This is a genomic window from Psychrobacillus sp. FSL K6-2843, assembly GCF_038626375.1.
GTDB lineage: Bacteria > Bacillota > Bacilli > Bacillales_A > Planococcaceae > Psychrobacillus > Psychrobacillus faecigallinarum.
Genome location: NZ_CP152021.1, coordinates 1,424,792 through 1,445,847, shown reverse-complemented (window position 1 = coordinate 1,445,847; position 21,056 = coordinate 1,424,792). Strand labels below are relative to the sequence as shown.

The window sequence follows — 21,056 nt, the reverse complement described above, 5'->3', positions numbered from 1 at the left end:
CTACTTTTCAATAAATAAAAAGAGCCAATTCTAGAAAAATCTAGAATTGGCTCCATTTTTTAGTAAATTATCGCATTTTAAGCTGAGCAAGTTCAGCTAAGAATTTATCATTTAGAACTTTAATATAAGTTCCTTTCATACCTAGTGATCTTGACTCAATAACTCCTGCACTTTCTAATTTGCGTAGTGCATTTACGATTACTGAACGAGTGATTCCTACACGGTCTGCGATTTTAGAAGCTACTAATAGGCCTTCGTTACCGTCTAACTCTTCAAAGATATGCTCAATAGCTTCTAATTCACTGTAGGACAATGAGTTGATAGCCATTTGAACGACAGCCTTGCTTCTTGCTTCCTCTTCAATTTCTTCTGACTTTTCACGTAAGATTTCCATACCAACTACAGTAGCACCGTATTCACCAAGGATTAAATCATCATTTTGGAATTCGTTTTTCAAACGTCCAAGTATTAAAGTACCAAGACGCTCACCACCACCGATAATCGGAACAATAGTAGTTAAACCATCTTTAAATAATTCTCTATTTTCAACTGGGAATACAGAATGTTCGCTGTATACATCTAGGTTAGAAGATGTTTCATTAACATGGAAAAGGTTTTTAGTGTAATCCTCTGGGAATTGACGCTCTTCCATCATTTTAATAATACGGTCATTTTCGATTTGTTGATGTACTTCATGCCCTAGTAATTTTCCTTTTCTACTAACGATAAATGCATTACATTCTATAACTTCACTTAATGTTGCAGCCATCTCTTTAAAGTTAACTGGTTTCCCAGCAGATGCTTGTAACATCGAGTTAATTTTGCGTGTTTTGTCTAATAAGTTCATTGAATAAATCCTCCATTGTAGTTTTCATATTTATTTTAATATTCTAAAGGTTTTTAATTGTTTTTGAAAGTAATAAGAATCGGATTTTATAATATAAATTGTGATAAATCTTTGTTTTTCACAATATTGTCAAGTTTAGAGTCAATATAAGCAGGAGTAATTTGAATTTGTGCCGGAGAAATCTCCGAAGCCTCGTAAGAAAGGTCTTCTAATATTTTCTCTAGAATCGTATGAAGACGTCTTGCCCCAATGTTATCTGTTTCTTGGTTTACCTGATATGCTATATCTCCGATTCTTTCAATCGCTTCATCAGAAAAAGTAATACTCACTTCCTCCGTTTGTAGCAGTGCTTCATATTGCTTTATAAGCGATTGATGAGGTTCCTTTAGAATTCGGACAAAGTCTTCCTTCGAAAGCTTTTCAAGCTCTACACGAATAGGAAAGCGTCCTTGAAGCTCTGGAATTAAATCAGAAGGCTTAGACATATGGAAAGCTCCTGCAGCTATAAATAATATATAGTCCGTTCTAACTGCTCCATATTTTGTCGTCACCGTCGAACCTTCTACAATTGGTAAAATATCTCTTTGGACACCTTCGCGAGAGACGTCAACAGAAGAGCTTCCACCACTTTTGCTAGCGATTTTATCCATCTCGTCTATAAAAATAATACCCGTTTGTTCAGTCTTTTCAATGGCAATTTGTGACAACTCATCGTTATCTATTAATTTACCCGCTTCTTCTTGAATTAATACTTTTCTCGCATCTTTTACTTTCATTTTTCTTTTTTTCTTTTTCTTTGGCATTAAGTTAGAAAAAGCATCTTGCATATTCATTCCCATACTTTCCATACCGCCGCCTTGCAATGCATCAAATATGGAAGGAGCTTGTTCTGTCACTTCAACTGTTACCATTTCATCTTCCAGCTTGCCATCTCTTAAGTCTTCGGCAATTTGGGATCGTTTTATACGTACTTCTGTATCATCATTGTCAGATGAATCATCTTCAGGCTTTCCACCGAACAGAGCCTCAAATGGATTTTGCGTAGCATTCTTCTTCTTTAAGGAAGGTACAAGAAGCTTTACAATGGCATCATTGGCCAATCGAACTGCCTGATCCTTTACCTCTTCCATTTTTTCTTCCCTAACGATACGTATAGCAGCCTCTACTAGATCTCTAACCATAGACTCTACATCTCTACCTACATACCCTACTTCCGTGAATTTGGTCGCTTCAACCTTCACAAAAGGAGCTTTAGTCAGCTTTGCAATTCTTCTAGCTATTTCTGTTTTCCCTACTCCTGTAGGACCAATCATTAAAATATTTTTAGGAATTACTTCTGCTCTTAATTCCTCGTCTAGCAGTTGTCTTCTATAACGATTTCGTAAAGCAACTGCCACTGCTTTTTTAGCCGTTTCCTGGCCTACAATATACTTATTTAAGTGCTCAGTTATTTGTTTAGGGGTTAAGTTAGTTTCCTTCATGTTCACCTAATACCTCCACAACTATTTGATGGTTTGTAAAAACACAAATGTCTGCCGCCGTTGTTAAAGAGGCCTTTGCTATTTCCTTTGCAGTTAATTTATCACCCGCAAATTGCTTCAACGCTCTACCTGCTGCCAGTGCATAATTACCACCGGAACCAATGGCTAATATTCCGTCATCAGGTTCAATAACCTCTCCTGTACCTGATACAAGTAATAAATTGTTTTTGTCCATCACTAATAGCATTGCTTCTAACTGACGGAGCATTTTATCCCCACGCCACTGTTTAGCTAGCTCAACCGCTGCTCTTTGAAGATTGCCGTTATACTCTAGCAGTTTACCTTCAAACATTTCAAAAAGCGTAAATGCATCTGCGACAGATCCCGCAAAACCTGCTATGACTTGACCGTTAAACAGTCTTCTAACTTTTTTAGCAGTATGCTTCATTACCACTTGATTTCCTAAAGTAACTTGACCATCGCCTGCCATTGCACAACTTCCATTATGACTTACCGCAAATATAGTAGTTGCATGAATTGAACTCATTTGTATGACCTCCTATAATTACGCCCTTGGATGGGCATTCATATATGTTTTTCTTAGATGCTCTTTCGTAACGTGTGTATAAACTTGAGTCGAGGAAAGATGAGTGTGTCCCAACAATTCTTGGACACTCCTTAAATCTGCTCCATTATTAAGCAGATGAGTAGCAAATGTATGGCGTAGCATATGAGGATATATTTTCGTATGCAGAGAAGCTTTTTTAATCATGCTATTAAGAATGTAACGTACACCATCTGTGGTAAGATGCTCACCTCGACTATTTACAAATAAGTATGGATGAGTAGTTTTTTTCATCAATTTTGGTCGACTATTTTGCATATATTCTTCTACCGCAGCAAGTGCATAATCTCCAACAGGTATGTATCTTTCTTTCCTTCCCTTACCCATTACTCGGACTACTCCATAGCTACTATCTATATGACTGTTTTCAATCGAAATAAGTTCGCTCACACGCATTCCAGTTGCATATAATAATTCAAGTATGGCAATATTTCGAACAGACAATAAATCCGTCCCTTTATTTTCTTCAAATAACTTTTCCATTTCTTCTTCATAGAAAAACTGTGGCAATCTTGTTTCTTTTTTGGGATGATACAATGACTGGAAAGCGTCGTCTCGAATACTATATTCCTTGTTTAAAAATTTATAATATGATCTTATGGATGAAATTTTCCTAGAAATAGACGTCCTTGCTAATTTTTCTTCATATAGCTTAGTAATATACAATCGTGCATGAATATATTCCACGTCATTTAATTCCTTAACACCCTCAGCTTCTAAAAACTTTAAAAATTGAATAATATCTTTTTCATACTCTCGGACTGTAAGATTAGAATAATTTTTTTCCAGTTGTATGTGTGCAATAAAAGAATGAAGTTCATCTTTCCCAATCACAACTAACCACTCCAATTTATACATTGTAAAAGCCTCTAAAAGTATACAACTTTTTAGAGGCTTTTAGCAATTATATCGCTGTATTTTTCATAAAATTTTGAATTGTTGTCAACGCTCTATTTGCAAGCTGTTCAGTTCTAACTTTTTTGTCTCTAACTTTCGGTTGTAGTTCAGGAAACAAACCAAAGTTAACATTCATCGGCTGGAAATTCTTCGGGTTTGCCTCAGTAATGTAACGCGCCATGCTGCCTAGAGCCGTCTCGGCTGGGAACACAATTAATTCTTCACCTTTTGCCAATTTCGCAGCGTTTATGCCTGCTAATAAACCACTTCCTGCAGACTCTACATAGCCTTCAACACCAGTCATTTGTCCAGCAAAGAACACATTTTGTTTGGCTTTTAGTTGGTATGTCGGCTTTAAAACATATGGCGAATTAATGAACGTATTTCGATGCATCACGCCATAACGAACGATTTCTACATTTTCAAGACCAGGAATTAACTTTAATACTTCCTTTTGAGGTCCCCATTTTAAATGTGTTTGAAACCCTACAATATTATATAGAGTCCCTGCAGCATCGTCCTGTCTAAGCTGGACTACCGCATATGGTCGTTTACCGGTTTTAGGGTCTTCCAGACCAACTGGCTTCATTGGCCCAAATAACAGCGTCTTTCTTCCTCTTGCCGCCATTACCTCTACTGGCATACAACCTTCAAAATAAATTTCTTTTTCAAATTCTTTTAAAGGAACAACCTCTGCCTCGATTAATGCGTCGTAGAAGCGGTTAAACTCCTCCTCAGTCATCGGACAGTTTAGGTAAGCTGCTTCTCCTTTGTCGTATCTAGACTTTAAGTATACCTTATCCATGTCAATACTGTCTTTTTCTACGATTGGCGCAGCAGCATCATAAAAGTAAAGATAATCTTGTCCTGTAACTTCTCTCACTTTTTCTGCTAGTGCAGGAGATGTCAAAGGACCAGTAGCTATAACTGTTATTCCTTCAGGTATTTCAGTTACCTCTTCATTTATTATTTCTATTAACGGATGGTTTCTAATTGAATCAGTTACTCTTCCCGCAAAGTCATGTCTGTCTACCGCAAGTGCGCCACCAGCCGGCACACTGCTGTTATCTGCCGATGATATGATGAGGGAGTTGAGCATACGCATTTCTTCTTTAATAACGCCTACAGCATTAGTTAAATTATTTGCTCTTAATGAATTGGAACAAACCAATTCAGCAAATTTATCCGTATGATGAGCCGGTGTCTGTTTAACAGGTCGCATTTCATAGAGGCGTACCTTCACACCTCTACTAGCTATTTGCCATGCCGCCTCGCTTCCTGCTAAGCCAGCACCAATAACGTTTACTATTTCAGTCATGTCGTATCCTTCTTTCTAACTTTGCGGATCTTCTTTATAATCACACGCAACACATTGTATTTGTATTCCTTTTTTCAACTTCTTCTCTACCAGCATCTCATTACATTTTGGACATTGTCTACTTATTGGCTTATCCCATGATAAGAAATCACACGTAGGATATTGATCGCAGCCATAGAATAAGCGTTTCGTTTTACTTTTTCGCTCAACGATCTGTCCTTCTTCACACGCTGGGCACTTAACTCCAATTTCTTTAACGATAGCTTTTGTATTTCTACAATCTGGAAAATTACTACATGCCATGAATTTACCATAACGACCAAGCTTGTAAACCATAGGAGAACCGCATTCTTCACAATCCTCACCAGTAGGCTCATCTTTAATCACTATTTTTTCCATTTCAGCTTCAGCATGCTTCAAATGTTTTTCAAATTCTACATAGAATTCGTCTATTATTTTTTTCCATTCCACTTGCCCTTCTTCTATACTATCCAAATCTTTTTCCATTTGGGCAGTAAATTTTATATCTACGATATTTGGGAAGAATTCTAATACAAGTTGATGGATGATTGTTCCTAGTTCAGTAGGAACAAATCTCTTTGTTTCTAGAGTCACATAACCTCTTTTTTGAATTGTATCTAATGTTGGAGCATATGTAGATGGTCTACCTATGCCCAGTTCTTCAAGTGTTTTAACAAGTCTTGCCTCGGAATAACGTGGTGGAGGCTGAGTAAAATGCTGCTTAGGCTCAATTTCTATAGCGTTAACTTTATCTCCAACATCCATAACAGGTAACAATTTATCTTTGTCATCCGTCTGGTCATCCGAGCCTTCTACATATACCTTCATAAAACCAGGAAACTTCACTTGGGAACCATTTGCTCTAAAAATAACTTCTCCATTTTTAAGGTCCACAGCAACGGTATCTAATGTTGCTGGAGCCATTTGGCTTGCTATAAATCTTTCCCAAATCAGTTTGTATAAGCGGAAAAGATCGCGTGATAATATAGCCTTTAAGGACTCAGGTGTTCTTAATACACTTGTAGGTCGAACAGCCTCATGTGCATCCTGTGCTTTCTTATCTTGTTTTTCAGCTTTCTTAATCGAAAGAAACTCTGAGCCATATTCATTTTTAATAAATTCAGCAGCGTCTGTCTTAGCTGTATCTGAGATTCTAGTAGAATCCGTTCTCATATAAGTTATTAGACCGACGGTACCTTCTTTTTTACCAAGATCTATTCCTTCATATAGTTGTTGCGCAAGCATCATTGTTTTTCTAGCTCTAAAGTTTAACTTTCTTGCTGCCTCCTGCTGTAAGGAAGAAGTTGTAAATGATGGAGCTGGATTACGTTTTCTTTCTTTTTTCGTCACATTAGTGACTTCAAACTTTTTGCCCTTCATGAGTTTTAATACTGCCTTAACCTCATCTTCGTTAGTAAGCTTAGCTTTCTCTTTTTCTTTTCCGAAATAAAGCGCTTCAAAGGTTTTTTTACCCTTTTCAAATTCAGCTTCGATAGACCAGTATTCCTCAGGAACAAATCGTTCTATTTCTTGTTCACGATCAATTATTAGACGTAAAGCTACTGATTGAACTCTTCCCGCCGAAAGACCCTTTTTTACTTTCTTCCATAGAATAGGGCTTATATTGTATCCAACTAAACGGTCTAAAACACGTCTTGCTTGCTGTGCATCTACCAAATCCAAATCAAGTGGTCTTGGATGTTTGAAAGATTCTAGTATAGCATCTTTTGTTATTTCATTAAATACAACTCGACAGTCTGAATCTATATCCACATTTAGAGAGTTAGCTAAATGCCAAGCAATAGCTTCCCCTTCTCTGTCGGGGTCAGCAGCGAGATAAACTTTCTTCGCTTTTTTGGCAGCATTTTTTAAATCCTGAAGGACAGGACCTTTACCACGTATTGTAATATATTTGGGCTCATAATTATTTTCCACATCGACACCCATTTGACTTCTAGGTAAATCTCTTACATGTCCAATCGATGCTTTTACTTTATATTTTTTCCCTAGATATCGCTCAATCGTTTTTGCTTTCGCTGGCGATTCTACTATTACTAAATAATCCGACATAGATGTGCCTCCTTATAGAAGGTAACTCGCTTCAATCTGCAAAACAAATACCTGTTGCAAAATGTATAACAGTTTTCTGAGTTTTGCAAGTCTAAACTTCAATATTTTTTTTATTCTTGTTTAACTAGGTATATCTAGCTGTATATTTCAACATACGTAAATAATACTTTTTTGAACACCTTTAAAATTTTTTATTATTTTTTAGTTGGTCACTATTTTGGTCACTAAGTGACTACTAATTAACCTGTATTATAAATTAATTCTCAATCTGTTACAATCTGTATTAGAAAATATTTATCGACATACTAGGCCACTTTTAAAAAAGTGGTCTTTCTTCTATTAAATATGTCGAAACTTGAAATATTATACTCCTGCCACCGAAACAATTCTCCATACAAACAATCTTATTCTCTTCTAATCGACAATAAGAATCCTTCTTTTAATTAAGCTCATATCTATGCTTGTAATATATACATGCTACTACCCAAAGCATCGCAAAATGAATTAATTTATTTTGAATAACTGAAATGTAATATTCTACAAAGAATTACAATTGGATATGTTAGAATATGATTAGTTTAGTTGAAGAAAGAATTTTTTTATAAGAATTGATTTATACTTTAAAGGATAGGTATGGAAAGGAGTAGATTTATAATGGAGAAGATAACATCATTCTTAATGTTTCAAGATGACAATGCAGAAGAGGCAATGAATTATTACACATCCCTCATCGAGGATTCTCAAATTACAAGCATTGTTCGATACGGACCTAATGAATCTGGGAAAGAAGGAACTGTAATACAAGCTACTTTTACTTTAAAAGGGCAAGAATTTATGTGTATTGACAGTAATGTGAAGCATCAATTTTCTTTCACTCCTTCATTCTCGATCTTTGTGACTTGTGATACTGAAGAGGAACTTGACAATCTTTATGATAAACTCATTGAAGGTGGACAAGCACTCATGCCTTTAGGTGATTATGGTTTCAGTAAAAAGTTCGGTTGGCTAAATGACCGCTTTGGAGTTTCGTGGCAACTAAATCTTCCTAAATAATATGAAGAACTTAGTATTGTCGTGCTGATTTCAAAAATAAAAATATACCTTTCCCCCCCCCTCCTTTGGTTTGCTTTAATTCATTGCCTGTGTAGAGTCAGAATGACCTTTAGTTGTTGAATCAGTAAATTATAACCTGCATAAAGCATAGCAACTAATAGGATAGGATTACCATAAGCTTGTACAAATAGGTCTCCTAGTGTGTTCCATGTTGTATGTTCTGTGAAACTTCACGAAATTAAAGAAGGGGAAATATGGGTTAGAATATTTGCCTGATCTAAACGTTGAATTTGGTTGTCTGTTTTTTCTGTCCTATAAACATATTTATCATCTTCTTTTGAATTACAACCAAATAAAAGTACTAACAATCTTATAAATACGACCCCCTTAAACTATGAATAATTAATATTATATTAACTATAATTTCCATTAGTTTGACTAGGAACTTGCGCATTATGTTCCAAAGGTTCATTGTGTGGATATTCTTTAACAAAATTTCCCTTTATCTTGTAAGTACTCTATCCATTGATCAATCAAATTATTTATTGGTAATACTGCTTCATCAATTAACATGGGATTCTCAGGCGATCGTTCATTTTGAACATTTGATGAATCGAATAATTTTAAACAAATTGAAAGTGATTATATAAATTGCTATGATCAGTGCTCATATAGGATAGTTTATAAAAAACACTCTTTTTCTTGAATATCAGCTAGTTAAGACCCAGCCTCTTTAAAATTATATTGGTCTCGCATAAAGCTGTTTTTTTATTGGATCCCAAATGATAATTCCAACATTTTGTTTTAGATCTGTAAAAGTAATAGTAATAGGTATTGGAAGATAATCAGCTAAAACAGTATTTATTTTATCACCAGTGAGTTGTAAAAGACCAATTAATTCAGGATCATTTATTAAAGGCACACTAACATCTATTTTTAAATCAATTAATTCGCCGTTTTGATATCGAAGTTTGCCACTTATTTTAGGATTTAAATGTCCAAAAAGTTTCTGAATATCTTCTTTGAAAATTAATAATTTATCATACGTTCCTTTGTCTAAACTATATAATGAATCTGAAGGGAACGTATAATTTTTTATATCTATATCAGTCCATTTATCTATTCTATCTCCTTCTGGAATAAATGTTTCAGCTAAAAATATTCCTGGAAGTATACCATTTATATTTGATTCTTGGTATAAAGTTAAATAAATAGGGACATTAGGTATTTTATTATTGTTTCTAATATCTTTAATTATAATTTCGGCTATTTCCTTACCATAATTTTCCACATAATTTACATTATCATCGTTACTATCGACCTTAACTTGACCTGTATGAACTAAACCATTATCATCAGTTACTCTAAAGTCGTAAAATTCATTTAAAGATATTGCTAAAGATATTCCCTCTAATTTTCCATTTTCTTTATTAATAAAATTTTGTTCTAAAACATGAGATAAGATCCTAGGATTATTTTTTTGATCTTTTACAACATCTCCCGTACTATCTTTTATAGATGGGTTTAAACCAAAACCTTCTTTTGATTTTCTATCTAACCATTGACTAATAATATTTTCTTCTAAATATTGACCTTCCTGCATATAAAACTTGTTTGTAGAAAAGTGATTTACTGATAATTCCATTAGTCCTTGCTCAATTTCAGTTAAATTTAATATATTGTTTATATTAATCAGTATCAATCCTCTTGAAACGTTAGACTTTGCAGGTTGCATAATTTCATATATGTTCTTTTCTTGAAAAAGTGATATTTTATTTTCAACAACAATTTGGTCATCATTACTACAAGAAACTAAAAAAAATAGTGGTGTAATAAAAAACCACATCCTCTTCCATATTTCCATTTACCGGAACCTCCTTACCAATTTATATATAATTAGTACTTACATTTCCATTTTAGGGAACTTAGACTAAAAAGTAAAACAGACAACCAAATTAGTTATATAAGTCTAACTTAACATACGTTAAAAAACACTTGGCAGGAGACTTTTTAAAAGGCGTATGATTACCTACTTTAAATCGTATTTTCTTTCGGCTCTTTAATGTACCCAGTTTGATATCATGTTTTTCAGCTAATGTAGCTATTGTTACTTTTGTGGTTTCCCACTCTTGTTTTTCTCATTCCAGTTGACCATGTCACATCACCTACAAACTCCTTTATTTTTAGGCTTGAAAAAAGCACCCACAACCTGCGAGCGCCTTATATAAATATATTAAGTTAGTATTCCTATCACATCACCACAAGCTTACACGTGGTCTCTTTGTTTCAATTATAATTCTATTTAGCATCTGTTGTCATGACTTTGTCACATTATTTTCATTAGTTTAGAATTTAACTAAAGATTTTTATGCTTCATTTGAATACAATCATTATAAAAATTTAAATACAGTTCCATTTAAATTAACTACTTAAGTAAATTAATTTCTTCATTAATTGTTTTATTTATCCAAAGAATATTGTTCAATCACCTTTTCAGCAGAAACATTTTCTTCATATAAAATATATCGGCTATATACTTCTCTATAGTTAATTGATTCCTCTATATTATTTACTAATTCATTTTATTATTGCTTGTAATCCCAATTGCCATAATGAATAATTTACATACAATTGACGGTGGGCAACTTGGTCATGACATCATCATGGTTTCATTAAATATTTTTTTTACTTGGCTTCTATTTAGAAATAAAGATGCTAGATATGAAGATGCAAGAAAATAGAGTTGTTGCTCATTATGGTTCTAGTGCGACCTATACGTCACTTACTTTCTAATCAACTAGCCTATTTACCTATAACTCATTCAGTGTTTTCGAAATATTTATAATATTATATAATTTAATTATTAGTGTTGAAGGAGGTGAAAATATGAAAAAGTGGATTACTACAGCATTGTTAACTTCTGCACTTATTTTAGTTGTTTCCTCACCTGCACATGCTGATAAAAAAGTTGAAGTAATAAAGGCTGTTGTCAGTGATTCAAGCGGTGTATAGTGCGATTATGAGATGTAAATATTAAATCGAACAGAATATCCATTACTTAATCAGTTTGCTTCTGAGCCTCTATGGCTCTTTTTTTTCGCTACATTACTTTATAATAATGGTAAGGAGTTGATTTTCACTTGAATATTAAAAATTTGAGTACATCCATTTTTTATGAAGATATTATTATTACTAATTTGACAGGTTACATAACCACTACTGATGTAGATACTTGGTTTAATTCATTCGAGAAAGCATGCTATCCCTTTATTAGTCAGGAAAAAAAGTTTAAGTTGTTCGTTAATCGTAAAGGTTATACTCCAGAACATTTTTCTGTTCAAAAATTATGGAAAGATAAATTTTTTTCTAATAATATACTAGACAACACTATTGCAATCGCTTTTTTATTAGAAGAAGGGGATATTTTAAATCATCTTCAAAATTCTAATAGCAAGGAGAATGTATTATTCTCTAGTAACTATGAGCAATTATTTGACTGGCTTAGTACTTTTAGGCAATAGATTCCTAATTCACCATCTCATAACACCACGTTTTTTAAATTTTCAATAAATTATCCACAGCTGTGGTAATAGTGTTGATAATTACCATTCCACCTTCACTACAGCCCTCGGATTCTCCGAGTAAAATTTACGAACATTCATTTTTACAATTTGAGCATCATCATGCCATATCACTTTACTCATTCCATCAGCTAGGTTACGCTTCTCATTTGCCTTACGTGTTAAGCTAACTGTAACCTTTCTAGCTTTCTTATGGTCCGTATTTGGGTCAGCAATGTTATCAAGAGCTATCTGCAACTCGATATTTACCTTTTCAGCTAGTGCACCACTTGCAAATGTATTTAAATCGATAATTGGTTTCTTGAATGTTCCCTCCTCTAGGTTTGTACTGGTATTCCTGTTTTATTGATTTGTGGTTGTTCTAATCGCCAACCCTCCTTTTAAAACTACTAATCTCTTGTTTGTTTAAATGTCCACTAACTGTCATCACTTGGCGGTCCACGGCCATGTACATAGTTGGGATTAGCAATGTGGATCACATCCTAGTAGCCATCAAATCTGCCTGTTCTATGATGCTTCATTTATCTCACATTGATTTGAGCGGTGTATTTTAACTTCTCAAGCATTACTTATTACTCGAGCAAGTTCAGTACTTTGTTTACGATAATCGACCTCTAGTTTGCGGTACTCAGCTTGGTATTGATGAGATTTCCAAAAAAGTATAACATTTTTCTGAGAAATGCAATTTTTAAAAAGCAAAATTTAGGTGATTTTGATCAATTCTTCTATGATTTGATGGCCGTTCCAAATTGGCTTTGCCCCTTCTAAAATAAGGTGATGTGGCCCTTCTGAAAGATCTGAATCGATTGAACCCGGGATTGCGAAAATTTCTTTTCCATTTTCTAAGGCATGCTCCATTGTAGAAACTGTACCACTCTTTTTTTTCGCCTCTGTAATAACGACACCTAACGACAAACCGCTAATAATTCGATTCCTCATGGGGAAATTCCACTTTTTAGGGGTAATATATGGAGGGTATTCTGTTACTAATAAGTGATGCTTCGACATAAAATTAGCTAGTTCCTTATTATCTTTTGGATACATATTAAAAAGCCCTGTGCCTAGCACTCCTATTGTTTTGCCGCCCATTTCAATCGTTTTCCGATGAGCTATTGTGTCTGCACCGCTTGCTAGTCCACTTACTATGATAAAATCTTTTTCAATTAGAGGAGGTAATATCTTCTCAATACTAGTTTCTGAATAAGAGGTTGCCTTTCTAGAACCTATTATAGCAATCTTCCTTTTGTTTGCTAGGAAACGAATATCCCCTTGTACGTATAAAATAGCTGGAGGATCGTACAAATTTAGAAGACTTTCTGGATAAATATCATCATTGTAAATAATCGGAAGGATATTGTGCTTCTCATATGTTTCGAGGATTGGATGTCGAATAAACTCTTTGTACATATTCTTCAGATGAATAGCTCGTTCTATAGTAATATTACACAATTTTGCTAGAAGGCTTGGTTGGATTTCTTCAAGTTGTGATAAATCTGGATCTTGCTTAAGAAGTGAGTATATTTTGGGAAGAGGGACTGGGAATACATAATGGAGGGCAAGTATGCGGTTTTTAAATCGTACTGTCATTTATTTGCTCCTTTTTAATTGGATTGTTAATAATGATTATAACTAGCTGTTTTAATTTTTATTAAAAAGCACGGCCCATCATTGATGAGCCGCACAAATATTATTAATGTGTTTTACAAGCGTCGTAAATTCCGGCTTCTTTAATAGCTTCGATTAAAGTCTCACCGATTACAGATGGTGTAGCCGCTACTTTCATGCCAGCTGCTTCCATTGCTTTAATCTTACCTTCTGCTGTACCTTGGCCACCAGAGATAATTGCTCCAGCATGACCCATACGTTTACCTGGAGGTGCAGTTTGTCCACCGATAAATCCAACTACTGGTTTTTTCATGTTAGCTTTAATCCATTCAGCAGCCTCTTCTTCAGCAGTACCACCGATTTCTCCGATCATAACAACTGCATAAGTATCTTCATCTTCATTAAATTCTTTTAATACATCGATAAAGTTTGTGCCGTTTACTGGGTCTCCACCAATACCAACGGCAGTAGTTTGACCAATGCCTTCTTGAGTTAGTTGATGAACAGCTTCGTAAGTTAAAGTACCAGAGCGTGAAACAACTCCTACATGACCTTTTGTATGAATATATCCTGGCATAATACCAATTTTACACTCATCAGCAGTGATAACACCTGGGCAGTTTGGTCCCACTAAACGTGTTTTCTTACCTTCCATATAGCGCTTCACATTTACCATGTCTAAAACTGGAATATGTTCTGTAATACAAATAGCCATATCTAGCTCAGCGTCAACCGCTTCCATAATCGCATCAGCAGCAAATGGTGCTGGTACATAAATTACAGATACATTAGCACCTGTAGCTTTTACAGCGTCAGTTACTGTATTGAATACAGGTACGCCTTCTACTTCTGTTCCACCTTTACCAGGAGTAACCCCAGCAACGATTTTTGTACCATATTCTAGCATTTGTTTTGTATGGAAAAGAGCAGTTGAGCCCGTAATTCCTTGAACAATTACTTTAGTATCTTTATTAATATATACGCTCATTTTATGTCCCTGCCTTTCTTATCCTACAAGATTAACGATTTTTTGAGCACCGTCTGCCATTGAATCTGCCGCAACAATGTTTAAGCCTGATTCATTTAATAATTTTTTACCTAAATCTACATTAGTTCCTTCTAAACGAACTACTAGTGGTACTTGAAGTCCAACTTCTTTTGCCGCGATGATAACACCCTCAGCAATAACGTCACATTTCATAATCCCACCAAAAATATTTACGAAAATACCTTTAACGTTTGGATCAGCTAAGATAATTTTGAATGCTTCAGTAACTTTCTCAGCTGTAGCACCGCCCCCAACGTCCAGGAAGTTAGCGGGTGAGCCGCCATAGTAGCTAATTGTATCCATAGTTGCCATAGCTAAACCTGCTCCGTTAACCATACATCCGATATTCCCATCTAAAGAAATATAGCTTAAGTCATATTTAGATGCTTCGATTTCTTTTGGATCCTCTTCATCGAAATCACGAAGTTCTAAAATGTCTTTATGACGGTATAATGCATTACTGTCAAAGTTAAATTTTGCGTCTAACGCTAAAACATTGTCGTCCTCAGTTACTACTAATGGGTTAATCTCAACGATAGATGCATCTTTTTCTTTGTACACTTGGTATAGACCAAGCATAAATTTAGCTGCTTTGTTCACAAGTTTCGCTGGAATATTCATGTTGAATGCCATACGACGAGCTTGGAATCCAGTTAATCCTACAACAGGATCAATTTCTTCATAAAATAATTTTTCTGGAGAATTTGCTGCTACTTCCTCGATGTCCATACCGCCCTCTTCAGAGCCCATTAATGTTACACGTGAAGTTGCACGGTCTAATACTAAGCCTACATAATATTCTTTTTTAATTTTGCTACCTTCTTCGATAAGTAGACGTTTAATCTCTTTACCTTCTGGTCCTGTTTGGTGAGTAACTAGAACTTTGCCTAAAAGTTCTTTAGCATATTCACGTACTTCGTCCAAATTTTTTGCAATTTTAACTCCACCAGCTTTACCACGTCCACCTGCGTGGATTTGCGCTTTTACAACAATAACGTCAGAGCCTAATTCTTTAGCTGCCTTCACCGCTTCTTCTGGTGAGAAAGCAACGATTCCATTAGAAACTGCTACGCCATATTGTCTAAGGAGCTGTTTACCTTGATATTCATGGATATTCATTTATACATCCTCCCTCAAACTAATGTCACTAATCTGCTACCTCTATCATTGTAATAAAGCTGTCACAACTTGTCCACAAAAGTCTAATGATTCTTAAAAACATAGAATATTCAAAATAGATGTCGAAAAAGGTAAAATATTATACTTTGCCCTTTTCTTTATCCACCTTATATATAAATGCAAAGACTTCAGCTACTGCTTGGTATAACTCTTCTGGAATAGATTGATTAATATCTAGTTGTCCAAGGAGCTCCACTAGGCTAGCATCCTCCTGTATAGGTACTGAGTGCTCTTTAGCTTTTTCTAATATGTTCTCAGCGATCTTCCCTTTTCCCTTTGCTACAACTGTTGGAGCTTCATTGTTCCCTGGTTTATAAGTTAAAGCAACTGCTTCTTTTCTGACGAACTTCCCCTCTGTCATATTCGTATATCCACTCCTTGCTCTATAGAAGTGTTTTTTTGTTTCCATAGCGCATTAGATTTCTGTTCATCAAATGTTTTTACGAAAACTCCAGATAATTGATACCCTGTGGAAGCGAGACCATCCTTGAGTGAAGCTTTAAACTGATTAGCAATCATACCAATCGTTTGATCATCATTGAAGACATTAATAGTGACAATCTTGTTTTGAACTTGCATATCAACAACCGTTTCCTTTAGAGAGTCTAATTGAAGATAGAACATGATTCTTGCAAATTCTGAATCTATCTTCCCGTCTTCCTTCATTCTTCCATTCCATTCTAATGTCGCATCCATTCGTTTGCCTAAAAATTCTAACGGAATTTGCATTAGTAACTGATGCTGTGGACCATTTTCTCCAGAAAGGAGCTGCAAGCCATTCATTCTTCCAAGAATTGATTCTGCTCCTTCTCTAATGACATTAGGTAAATTAGACATTTGCAGTAGCTCAACAAGTTGTGGCTTTAACTGGTTTGCTAGTTGTCTAACATTTTCTTTTTCACTTCCAAGACTCCCCTCATAGCTAAAGCCAAGAGATTTTAATACTTCTTTCATCGCGTGTTCAAAAGCCTTGCCATCTAATTGACTTAGCGCTGCTTGCTCTGCATGATTTCTCTGAGTAGCAAAGGATAAGTCCTTACTTAATAGGCTTACTTGGTCTAAGGATTGGTTAATCATTTCATTTGAAGAACCTTTTCCTAACAAAGAAACTAAGTGGTCTTTAGGCGTAAACCCATTTAAGTCCCTCATAAAAATGGCTTGTTGACTTTGCTCTGAAAAAACTTTTACCAAGGATTGTGCTACAACATTCGGACTAACTTCCCCATTTTTCAAGGTTGCTAAAATTTGATCCTTTTGTGTTGCTGTAAGCAAAGGCTGAGCTTGAATCCATTGACGCACTTGCTCTATAGCCCCACCTCTATTTTCTATATTAGGTTGTATTAATTTACTAACTATTTCACCCGCTGTTTGTGTTAGTGCCTGCTTGCTTGAAGTTGGCACAGGATTATTTAATGTAGCTTCTGAAGGTAAAATAGCAGCATTTTTCAACTGTTGTAATATTGGTAGTCGGGTGCTTGTAGGAAGCTGTAAATTTTGAAGTATTTCCAGCTGTTTACCTAAAATAGCACCTGCCACGGGCATGTTAAAAGGTTCTCCTACCTTCTGTAGACTTTGAAGAATAAGTGTTTTAGAGGAGGGAGAGAGTATTTGATCCTGTTGTAATACATTTTTCATGTTAGCAATTAAGGAAGAAAAACCATCAGTAGATTTCCCACTCAATATTGTTTCAAACATATTTGATGTCAAAGGAACCTTCAAGTCTATCATTTTTTGAATTGCTTCCAATCCTTCTCTTACAGAAATATTGGCAGGAAGTTGCTTGATCAGCTGTTCTGCCTGTAATAGCAATTCCTTGGAAATAGGAATTTGTTCTTTTATAAAAAACTGAACAATTGCTTGTAGTTCACTAGACTTGTTCAGGTTCATCGCCTGTAGCAGTTGCTGTGCCTGTTGCACTGCTGTGTTTCCGCCTAAGGGACCTGCGACTACTTTCAACTGTACTTCAGGTTCGGATTTAGTTACTTGAAAAAAGTGAGCATCTCCTGCCTTCAAAGGAGTCTCTAGCTTAGCAATAATCTTTTGATTACCTATTTGAACTTCTGCTGTTTGATTTGGGAAAAGCTTCTTAATAGTACCATGTACTACTTGTCCATCTTTCATAGTCATTGGCATTTTCGAAGAAATGGCGTTTGGCATATGCGCTTGAATAGATGAAAAAGAGGATCCAGTCATAGTTTCACCTCGCTCAATAAAGTTTTAATCGGTTCAAAAGTTTTACGGTGGTGCACGGTTGGACCATGCTGCATAATCATTTCAATATGTTCTTTCGTTCCATAACCAGCATGCTTGTTAAATAGATAGACAGGAAACTTTTCATGAAGTTCGTCCATATATTCATCTCTTGCCGTCTTGGCAAGAATGGAAGCCGCTGCAATCGCTAAGCTTTGTGCATCGCCTTTAATTATGGAATGATTCTCTATTTCTATTGGCAACTTCATAGCATCTACTAATACAACAGCAGGTTGTTTTTTTAGGTTATAGACAGCTTCCACCATCGATTGCTTCGTTGCTTCATAAATATTTAACTCATCAATTTTTTCAACAGGTTGAAAATGTACATAATAGCTTATAGCATTTTCTTTAATCTTCATAGCTAGTTCGTTTCTTTTAACCCTAGAAACCTGCTTAGAGTCATTTAGGCCAATTAAGCTATCTGTATTGTCGTTTAAAATCACAGCGGCAGTGACAACTGGGCCCGCTAATGGCCCTCTGCCTGCCTCATCTACTCCTGCAATGAGTCCACTTTGGTTAATGTCAAAACTCTTATCAAACATTACTTTCTCTATATGCGCTTCTCTTTCTAGTTGCTGAATTAGCTGTTTTCTCTTCCAGCTTCCTAATAACTTCTGCGCCCCTGCCCTTGGATCCTGTTCTAATTCTTTCATCCACGATTCTGTACCATCTGCAAAGTTTAATTTTTCTTTTAATTCCTGTAAACGTAGCATTTTATTCACTTCATCTTTCTTTCAATTTATATATGTATCGGCTAAAAATATTATAAATCGAGAAAACCCTCTTTACCAAAAGGTAAAAAGGGTAAAATTTTTCACTCATATTCATTTACAAAGTCAAAAGTTAGCTTTCCTAATTGCTGATTTCTAATATCACGAACAATTAACTCAGCAACCTGATCGTAGTCAACCTCTCCACCGGGTCCATAGCATCTTCTTAGCTTCCCGATATGATCAAAGGTTTCCACTAGGTCTTCACTCACTGTTGTAACTTTATATCGTTCTTCCATTCTTCTCGGATAATGGCTCTCCAAAAAGCGCAGTCCATATATCGCCAAGTCTTCCATATTTATGACCGCATCCTTAATAGCGCCAGTAAGAGCTAACTTGTAACCTATTTCTTGGTCTTCAAATTTCGGCCATAAAATACCCGGAGTATCCAGCAGCTCTATTTCCTTCTCAACCTTAATCCATTGCTGTCTTTTTGTTACACCTGGAGTATTTCCAGTTTTAGCAATGTTCTTTTTAGCGAATCGATTAATCAATGTGGATTTCCCTACGTTCGGAATACCCACTATCATGGCTCTAATAGCTCTCGGTTTAATCCCACGCTCTTTCATACGGTCCCATTTAGGCTTTAAAAGCTCTTTAGAGGCCTTAAAAACAGTTTGTAGACCTTTTCCTTCTAAAGAGTTTATCGCTACTGTAGGATGCCCTTTTGATTCAAAATACGCTATCCATTTTTTTGTTTGAGTATCGTCTGCCATATCCATTTTGTTTAAAATAAGTAGCCTTGTCTTTTGATGGACTACCTCGTCTAACATTGGATTTCTTGAAGACAAAGGCAAACGTGCATCAATTAATTCAAATATAATATCTACTAGCTTTAGGTTTTCGGTAACTTCTCTTCTCGCTTTGGCCATATGACCTGGAAACCATTGTATCGTCATATCGCACCTCCTTCTTGAAGCACTCAGCTAATTCGTCAAAATAGCCGGAAGAGGTAATTACCTCCTTACTTTCGTAAATGCTTATTTAACAAAGCCAACCTCACCAATTGGCCAAAAAACAAAGTTGGTTTTTCCTATAATTTCATCAATTTCAATTAAACCAATCATTCGACTATCTTTACTATATCTGCGGTTGTCTCCCATTACGAAAACATAACCTTCCGGAATTTCTTTATCCCCAGTTATACTTTCAAGAGTAAAGTCATCGGTTAGTGTTCCCTCAGTTATATCATCCTTATACTGGTCTAAATAGGGTTCAGATACTTCTTTACCATTAATGTAAAGTTGGTCATTTTTGTATTCAACATGATCACCAGGTAGTCCAATTACACGTTTGATATAATTTTTCTGCTCAGGAGCATGAAATACAACAATGTCAAATTGTTTTGGCTCACCAACTATATAACCAATTTTGTTAACTAGCATACTATCCCCGTTTTCTAAGGTCGGCATCATTGATTCTCCGTCCACAATTATAGGGGTAAACAAAAAGAGGCGAATTATTGCCGCTAGTCCAAAAGCAATTAAAAGTGCTTTTGACCATTCCCATAACTCATTCTTCTTTTCTTTTTGTGCTTGTCTCATTCATTTGCCCCCTTTATATACTCTTTATATTGTACAAGGAAAATGTTAGAGAGGCAAAAAGATTTCCATCGACAATAATAAATTCTCATAAATTTAATGCTTAAGTCATTTTAAATTTAGAACTATGTACTCCATTATTGTAATTACAACAAACAGAGGTAAATGAATGCGTTTTTTGACATAGTTTTAAAAGCTATTTAATTATATATGCCCTAAAACGCAAGAATTATATATTAGATTAATAAAACACCTATACTATAAATTCCTAAAAGTAAAAAATGTTGTAGCAAAAGTGAGTTCACTTCCACTACAACATTTACATTAGGCATTTCTGCCTTACTTACACTATTAGCGACGCTCTTTAATACGAGCAGCTTTACCGCGTAGTTCACGTAGGTAGTACAATTTAGCACGACGAACTTTACCACGACGAATAACTTCTAAGTTTGCAATTTTTGGTGTGTGTACTGGGAAAGTACGTTCTACACCAACACCGGAAGAGATTTTACGAACTGTAAAAGTTTCGCTAATTCCGCCTCCACGACGTTTGATTACAACACCTTCGTACATTTGGATACGTTCGCGAGTTCCCTCAACAACCTTAACGTGTACACGTACTGTGTCACCAGGACGGAAAGTTGGAAGATCCGTACGTAATTGTTCTTTTGTGATTTCTGAAATAATGTTTTGCATCATTTTCTCTCCTTATATAGAATGCTCTTACACACATTACCTGTTGCAGCGGAACACCCAAAATCAGTACT

20 protein-coding genes are annotated in these 21,056 nt (G+C 35.4%); 3 read left to right on the top strand and 17 right to left on the bottom strand.

The genetic code is table 11. The features are described from left to right. Positions 1-67: 67 nt before the first annotated feature. The 6 genes from codY to topA form a co-directional block, all read right to left on the bottom strand. Positions 68-847 (bottom strand): GTP-sensing pleiotropic transcriptional regulator CodY, encoded by a 780-nt coding sequence (gene codY, locus MKY94_RS07025; protein WP_144538045.1) that lies wholly within the window; start codon positions 845-847, stop codon positions 68-70. Between the two features lie 86 nt (positions 848-933). After that, positions 934-2,328 carry an ATP-dependent protease ATPase subunit HslU gene (hslU, locus tag MKY94_RS07020; protein ID WP_154312326.1) on the bottom strand — a complete coding sequence of 465 codons (1,395 nt, stop codon included), beginning with the start codon at positions 2,326-2,328 and terminating at the stop codon, positions 934-936. Beyond that, on the bottom strand, positions 2,315-2,875 hold the full coding sequence (hslV, locus tag MKY94_RS07015) for an ATP-dependent protease subunit HslV (RefSeq protein ID WP_144538044.1): 561 nt from the start codon (positions 2,873-2,875) through the stop codon (positions 2,315-2,317). Before hslV ends, hslU begins: the two co-directional genes overlap by 14 nt. An 18-nt stretch (positions 2,876-2,893) precedes the next feature. Next, a complete protein-coding gene (gene xerC, locus MKY94_RS07010; protein ID WP_154311128.1) occupies positions 2,894-3,811 on the bottom strand; it encodes a tyrosine recombinase XerC in 918 nt (305 codons plus the stop codon). A 46-nt stretch (positions 3,812-3,857) separates the two neighbouring features. Next, entirely contained in the window at positions 3,858-5,168 is a 1,311-nt protein-coding gene (gene trmFO / locus MKY94_RS07005) for an FADH(2)-oxidizing methylenetetrahydrofolate--tRNA-(uracil(54)-C(5))-methyltransferase TrmFO (protein ID WP_154311129.1), read from the bottom strand. 15 nt (positions 5,169-5,183) lie between these two features. Beyond that, a complete protein-coding gene (gene topA / locus MKY94_RS07000; RefSeq protein ID WP_154311130.1) occupies positions 5,184-7,259 on the bottom strand; it encodes a type I DNA topoisomerase in 2,076 nt (691 codons plus the stop codon). Between the two features lie 654 nt (positions 7,260-7,913). Between topA and MKY94_RS06995 the strand changes: the two genes are divergently transcribed. Then, the gene (locus MKY94_RS06995; protein WP_342578295.1) at positions 7,914-8,312 is read left to right on the top strand and encodes a VOC family protein; all 399 of its coding nucleotides are present in this window, start codon (positions 7,914-7,916) and stop codon (positions 8,310-8,312) included. 739 nt (positions 8,313-9,051) lie between these two features. On the opposite strand, the gene MKY94_RS06990 is transcribed toward MKY94_RS06995, so the two are convergent. Continuing rightward, on the bottom strand, positions 9,052-10,176 hold the full coding sequence (locus MKY94_RS06990) for a CamS family sex pheromone protein (protein WP_342578293.1): 1,125 nt from the start codon (positions 10,174-10,176) through the stop codon (positions 9,052-9,054). Positions 10,177-11,198: 1,022 nt separating this feature from the next. Here MKY94_RS06990 and MKY94_RS06985 point away from each other — a divergent pair. Next, a complete protein-coding gene (locus tag MKY94_RS06985; protein WP_340862882.1) occupies positions 11,199-11,324 on the top strand; it encodes a hypothetical protein in 126 nt (41 codons plus the stop codon). Positions 11,325-11,452: 128 nt separating this feature from the next. Continuing rightward, positions 11,453-11,833, top strand: coding sequence for an STAS/SEC14 domain-containing protein (locus MKY94_RS06980; protein ID WP_154311138.1), 381 nt, complete (start codon positions 11,453-11,455; stop codon positions 11,831-11,833). A gap of 81 nt (positions 11,834-11,914) precedes the next feature. Here the strand turns inward: MKY94_RS06980 and MKY94_RS06975 are convergent, their stop codons facing one another. The 10 genes from MKY94_RS06975 to rplS form a co-directional block, all read right to left on the bottom strand. After that, on the bottom strand, positions 11,915-12,130 hold the full coding sequence (locus MKY94_RS06975; RefSeq protein ID WP_195762016.1) for a RusA family crossover junction endodeoxyribonuclease: 216 nt from the start codon (positions 12,128-12,130) through the stop codon (positions 11,915-11,917). Between the two features lie 465 nt (positions 12,131-12,595). After that, positions 12,596-13,480: a DNA-processing protein DprA gene (gene dprA / locus MKY94_RS06970; RefSeq protein WP_154311140.1), complete on the bottom strand. Its 885-nt coding sequence runs from the start codon at positions 13,478-13,480 to the stop codon at positions 12,596-12,598. Positions 13,481-13,583: 103 nt separating this feature from the next. After that, positions 13,584-14,486 (bottom strand): succinate--CoA ligase subunit alpha, encoded by a 903-nt coding sequence (gene sucD, locus MKY94_RS06965; protein ID WP_144538039.1) that lies wholly within the window; start codon positions 14,484-14,486, stop codon positions 13,584-13,586. A gap of 18 nt (positions 14,487-14,504) precedes the next feature. Further along, the gene (sucC, locus tag MKY94_RS06960; protein WP_144538038.1) at positions 14,505-15,665 is read right to left on the bottom strand and encodes an ADP-forming succinate--CoA ligase subunit beta; all 1,161 of its coding nucleotides are present in this window, start codon (positions 15,663-15,665) and stop codon (positions 14,505-14,507) included. A gap of 139 nt (positions 15,666-15,804) precedes the next feature. Next, positions 15,805-16,086, bottom strand: a complete 282-nt coding sequence (locus MKY94_RS06955) for an EscU/YscU/HrcU family type III secretion system export apparatus switch protein (RefSeq protein WP_144538037.1) — start codon at positions 16,084-16,086, stop codon at positions 15,805-15,807. Beyond that, positions 16,083-17,918, bottom strand: a complete 1,836-nt coding sequence (locus MKY94_RS06950; RefSeq protein WP_340862879.1) for a hypothetical protein — start codon at positions 17,916-17,918, stop codon at positions 16,083-16,085. The genes MKY94_RS06955 and MKY94_RS06950 overlap by 4 nt, the downstream gene beginning before the upstream one ends. Beyond that, on the bottom strand, positions 17,915-18,691 hold the full coding sequence (locus MKY94_RS06945; protein WP_144538251.1) for a ribonuclease HII: 777 nt from the start codon (positions 18,689-18,691) through the stop codon (positions 17,915-17,917). The genes MKY94_RS06950 and MKY94_RS06945 overlap by 4 nt, the downstream gene beginning before the upstream one ends. 101 nt (positions 18,692-18,792) lie before the next feature. Further along, complete coding sequence (gene ylqF / locus MKY94_RS06940; protein ID WP_144538035.1) at positions 18,793-19,647, bottom strand: ribosome biogenesis GTPase YlqF; 855 nt, start codon at positions 19,645-19,647, stop codon at positions 18,793-18,795. 81 nt (positions 19,648-19,728) lie between these two features. Next, on the bottom strand, positions 19,729-20,292 hold the full coding sequence (gene lepB, locus MKY94_RS06935; protein ID WP_342578292.1) for a signal peptidase I: 564 nt from the start codon (positions 20,290-20,292) through the stop codon (positions 19,729-19,731). Between the two features lie 348 nt (positions 20,293-20,640). Then, complete coding sequence (rplS, locus tag MKY94_RS06930; protein WP_144538033.1) at positions 20,641-20,985, bottom strand: 50S ribosomal protein L19; 345 nt, start codon at positions 20,983-20,985, stop codon at positions 20,641-20,643. Positions 20,986-21,056: the final 71 nt, after the last annotated feature.